This is a genomic window from Planctomycetota bacterium (assembly GCA_038746835.1).
Lineage (GTDB): Bacteria > Planctomycetota > Phycisphaerae > Tepidisphaerales > Tepidisphaeraceae > JBCDKH01.
The window spans coordinates 1-5,090 of record JBCDKH010000232.1; the positions used below are offsets into that span (position 1 = coordinate 1).

Here is a 5,090-nt window from a genome sequence, read left to right on the forward strand (position 1 = left end):
GCCGAGCAAGACCAAGGCGAGCATCGAGCTCGCCGTCGGCAGCGATCGGTACGACGACGACACCTTTCGCGACGGCGGCTGGCGGTACGTGCGTGGCCTGCAGGTGATGTAGTCGCGATAGCCGTCAGGCGTGACGCTCACCGGCAGGCCACGCACGTACCGCCAGCCGCCGTCGCGAAAGGTGTCGTCGTCGTACCGATCGCTGCCGACGGCGAGCTCGATGCTCGCCTTGGTCTTGCTCGGCAGCTGACGCACCTTGTCGAACTCGACCGTCTTCTGGAAATACTCCACGCCGTCCCACACGACGGGGCCTTTGAAGTAGTTCCACGTCATCACGGTCGTGAACGGTGCCGTCGGCGGCGGGTCGGTCCGTCGGCTCGTCTCCCACGCCGGCAGCGACACGACCGGCCGGGTCGTGACCCAGTCGATGTCACACGTCGGCACAAGACAGTCGGGCTGCCCGATGTTCTCGGCGTAGGTCAGGTGCACGTCGTGGCCACGGCGGACTTGGTCTTCCCAGCGATCGACGTGCTGGGACCACTCCGGCTTGGTGGCCAGGACGACTTGGTTGTAGCCGGGATCCGAATCGAGGAAGACGCGACGAGCGTTGGGGTTCAGGTCGTCTGGCAGGAAGCACGCGCCGCTCACGTTGAGGTAGACGTCCGCCGACTTCGCGACGTCGCTGAAGGCCTCGCGGCTCATGCCGAAGTGCTTGTCGTGCAGCAGCACGTAGCACCATTTGTTCGCCAGCTGCGGCGCGTGACGTGCGAAGAACGTCTTGAAGAAGTCGAGCGTGTACGACGGATCGTCGACCGGATAGTTGCTGACCGGATGATGCGGCCAAGTCCACGTGTCCTCGTGGTAGTAGACGTCATGTCCCAGCTCTGACAGGGCCAGCAGGTAGTGGAAGTAGTCCCACGCGACCCCGCCGAGCGGATACTGCCCCACAAGCCCGCCGACGATGATGCGGAGCTTGTCGCGCACGCCCGGACGCTACGGCAGGAAGTCGGCGACCTTCGCGGTTGCTTCCGGTGCGGCCAGAGGTGATACGGTGTCTTCTGGCTGAAGCACGATCCGCTCGTCATAGTCGCGACGTTTCGGATTTGGCTTGCGATGAACTTCGAGCACGCCGTCCACGAGGTTCAGGATCCAGTACTCCTCGACTCTTGCTTCGGCGTAGCCGCGAAGCTTCGCTCCGCGGTCGAGTTGAAGCGTCGAGCGTGAAATCTCGACCGCGAGCGCGGCGGATCGTGGGTGACTCATGCCTCGCTGAATCTGCCCGCGAACAACGGCGATGTCCGGCTCAGGCTCCGACGTGTCACTGACACGCAGCGGATTCTGCGTCCTCAAGTAAAACGTGTCCTCCGGGAAAACCCTCCTGCACCAGCGGTCGAGATTCAGGAAGGCCCAGACATGATCCTCGCTTTGCGGTGGCATTTCGATGATCTCTCCGTCGATGAACTCCGTCCGCCAATTGTCGAAGACACCGGCGTTTACCGCGGCGTCGAATCGCTCGCGTGACCACTTCGGTGAACGCGGCTGCGTGAAGGCGTCGCCGGCTTCGACAACTTGTGCTGCAGGCGATTTGCGATCGCACTCCACCTCGGATCGCGTCGAGACAGGCTCTTCGAGAAGAACGCTCATCACGGAAATACTACCACACAACAGCGCGAAGACGCCCCGGCCGGGAAGCCAGGGCGTCTGTCCGATGATCGAAGAGCGAAGGCTCTACTTCCGAGGCGTGGGAATCAACGGTGGCTTCTTGCCGTCATCGACCGGCTTCTTGACGCCGTCGGTACTCATCCCTTGGCCCTGAAAGGGCGTGGGTGATGCGATCTCGAGTTTGCTGCGAAGCACAACGGACTGGCTTTGGCTGTCGATGGCGACCTCGATGTCGGTCGGGCGGCTTCCCCACAGTTCGATGACCGGCTTGCCGTCGACAATGACCTCCGTCCCGGCCAGGCCATTGATCATTTTGAGGTCGATCTCGACACGATCTGTGGTGTCGATGCCCTGCAGGACCAGACGGTCCTCGAATCCGAGGTCGATTACCCGGACACGATGGCTGCTCGGTAGCGAGCCGAAAACGCTGCCATCGACGTTGAATGCGTCGCCCCCGGCACCGCCGACGAGGAAGTGATAACCGTCGCCGTTGACGTTGAGCGTGTCGTCACCTTCGCCGGCATCGATGAGGTCGGATCCGCCGCCACTGTTGATCGTGTCGTTGCCTGCACCGGTCAAGATGACGTCGCCGACGTTCAAGTTGAGACGCTCCGGGTAAGCATTGCGGGACGAGGGCCGATCGGTGCCGGTGATGTTGTCGGCCGCCGAACCGGTGATGACACACTCGATGTGGTGCCCGTACTCGAGGTCGCTGAACGCGAAAGTGACGGGCAGATCGGTGGCGAGGCTGACATCCCACTCGGGCTGCGGATGATTGCCGGATCCGGCACGGATCATGGTCATCTGCTCGGGGTTGACATCCCGTGCGAAGAAGAGTGTGTCGCTGTTCTTGGTGCTTCCGCCGTGTTGCGGTGTGAAGTCGTCTTCGCCGTAGGTGCCGGTGAACTCGTCGTAGATTTCGTACCCGTCGACGGTGTTCCCGATGATGACGAACGTGTCCATGTTGTCGCTGCCGATGAGCACGTCGTTGTTGTTGCGTCCGATGAGCACATCGAAGCCCGCGCCGCCGATGAGCGTGTCGCGGTCCTCCGGGTTGTCGCCGCCATCGACGTACGTGGCGACCTTGTTGTTGACGTTGCCGCCGCCGCCATGAAGCAGGTCGTTGCCGTCGCCCCCGTAGACGGTGTCGACAAGCATCCGCTCATCGCCGTCCTCGTCGAGGAACCAGTCGTCCGGCGGAGTGACGCCCACCCAGTAGGCGGACGCACGTTCGATGAAGTCATCGCCGTCACCGCCATGCATGAAGTCTTCGCCACCACCGCCGTTGATGGTGTCGTTGCCACCGCCTCCCCAGATCGTGTCGTCGATGCCGCCGCCGATGATGTTGTCGTTGCCGGCGTTTGCGTCGTCGACGTCGGGCCCGTCGCCGTAGATTTCGTTGAGGCCGTTGGACCGCATATCGATGATGTCGGAACCGGCACCGCCGTAGATCGTGTCGTTGCCGAGCGAGACCGTGGTTCCGCCGCCACGAAGCGTGTCGTCGCCGTCGCCACCCGAGATGATGTCGTTTCCGGCACCGCCATCGATCTCGTCGTTTTCCTCACGTCCGCCGATGACGTCATCGCCGTTGTTGCCGTCGATTTCATCCGGCCCCGCGCCGCCGTCGAGCGTGTCGTTGCCATCTCGGCCGAAGATCTTGTCGGCGTCGCCGTAGCTCTGAATGTTGTCGTTGCCCGCGCCGCCGTCGATGATGTCTGGTCCGTCCGTCGGGCTGTTGCCGTTGACGTCGGTGTAGGAAGCGTCGATGACGTCGTCACCGTCAGTACCGGCAACGTTGTTCCAGGAGACCAGCATCGCGGCCGACGTAGCGGCGACCGGGATGCAGGCCATGGCAAGAATCGCGCGGGTCGATTTGTTCGTGTTCATGAGAAACCCCGTTTCAGGTGTGTCAGACAGGTACACGCCCGGCCCCCAAGCCGTCGGCGTGCTGGAAATGGAAAGGACACCAGTCCAATCGGGATCAAACAACATCCCGTGGCCGGTGCAGCCGAGACCGCGAGGCTAACGGAAAGTTCCCAAGCTTTTCAATCTCCTGAAGCCTCGTCTTCCAGCCGAAGCTGGTGTCGGGCCATCTGGAAGTAGCGACCACGCTTGGCAATCAGGTCGTCGTGCCGACCGCGTTCGACGATCCGGCCGCCGTCCATGACGAAGAGTTCGTCGGCGTCGAGGACAGTGCTGAGTCGGTGGCTGACGACGACGATCGTCCGTTCGCTACGCAGGCCGAGCAGCGTGTCGGTGATGCGACGCTCGTGTTCCGGGTCGAGCGCGCTCGTCGGTTCGTCTAGCACGACGATCGGCGAGCCGGCGAGCAGGGCCCGGGCGATGGCGATGCGCTGACGTTGCCCGCCCGACAAGTTGCTGCCGCCTTCGCTGATCTGTGTCGCCAGGCCGTCGTCGAGCTTGTCGACGAACTCGACCGCGCCGGCGAGTTCGACGGCGTGGCGAATCTCCGCGTCCGTCGCGTCGGGTCGGCCGTAGGCGACGTTCTCGGCGACGCTGGCGGGCAGGATCGGGTTTTCCTGCAGGACCAGCGCGACGTGGCCGCGGACGTCGCGGACACGCAGGTCGCGGACGTCGTCGCCGTCGAGCAACACGCGGCCGGCAGTCGGGTCGTAGAAGCGCGGCAGCAGGTTGAGCAGCGTCGTCTTGCCTACGCCGCTCGGGCCGACGAAAGCGACCATGCTGCCGGGATTGATGGTGAAGCTCACCTCATCAAGCACGCGCTCGCCGCCAGTCTTGTATTCGAACGAGACGTTCTCGAAAGCGAGCGGTCGTGCTGCGGGCACAACATGTTTCGCGTGCGGCCTGTCGGCGACGGTCGGGTCGCGGTCGAGCACCTCGAAAACGCGCCTCGCCTGTACGCTGGCCGACTGCAATCCCGCGGCCGATCCGCTGAGCTGATTGAGCGGGTCGTACAACCCGCCGAGGTACGTCACGAAGAGGTAGAGCGTGCCCGGCTGGAGCCTGCCGTCGGCGACGAACCACCCGCCGAACCCGAACAGCGCCGCCGCGCCTGTGCCGAGGATGACGCCCAGCACCAGCCAGTAGAGTACCTCTTGCCGGTGCAGCGAGAGCGACGCGTCGACATAGCTGCGGACGCTGGTGCCGAAGCGTTTGGACTCGTCCTCCTCACGTCGGAACGCCTGGACGAGTCCGACGGCCTGCAGCGACCGCTGGATCTGCGTCGTCACGCTCGCGTCGGCCTCGCGTTGGGCGACGTTGTACCGCTCGAGGCGTCGGCCGAAGTACTTGATCGTCAGGAACAGCGCCGGCACGACGCCGAAGGCGACGAGCGTGAGCCACGCGTTCATGTCGAGCATGACGACCAGCGTCATGCCGAGCGCGACGACGTTGGTGAACCAGCCGGTGATGGTCTTGAGAATGCCCTGGACGCCGTGCGTGTCGTA

General features: G+C 63.9%; 4 protein-coding genes. All 4 read right to left on the minus strand.

What is annotated here, in order from left to right:
- Positions 1–984: hypothetical protein (locus AAGI46_15640; protein ID MEM1013640.1), on the minus strand; the 984-nt coding region annotated here is incomplete at its 3' end.
- Between the two features lie 9 nt (positions 985–993).
- Positions 994–1,644 (minus strand): Uma2 family endonuclease, encoded by a 651-nt coding sequence (locus tag AAGI46_15645; protein ID MEM1013641.1) that lies wholly within the window; start codon positions 1,642–1,644, stop codon positions 994–996.
- A gap of 84 nt (positions 1,645–1,728) precedes the next feature.
- Positions 1,729–3,549: a calcium-binding protein gene (locus AAGI46_15650; protein ID MEM1013642.1), complete on the minus strand. Its 1,821-nt coding sequence runs from the start codon at positions 3,547–3,549 to the stop codon at positions 1,729–1,731.
- A 158-nt stretch (positions 3,550–3,707) separates the two neighbouring features.
- Positions 3,708–5,090 (minus strand): ABC transporter ATP-binding protein (locus tag AAGI46_15655; protein MEM1013643.1); only part of this gene is annotated, 1,383 nt, incomplete at its 5' end.

What these genes read in the sequence shown, in the direction of transcription:
- AAGI46_15645 (MEM1013641.1), bottom strand. Translation starts at nt 1,644, where the DNA reads ATGAGCGTTCTTCTCGAAGAGCCTGTCTCGACGCGATCCGAGGTGGAG.
- AAGI46_15650 (MEM1013642.1), bottom strand. Translation starts at nt 3,549, where the DNA reads ATGAACACGAACAAATCGACCCGCGCGATTCTTGCCATGGCCTGCATC.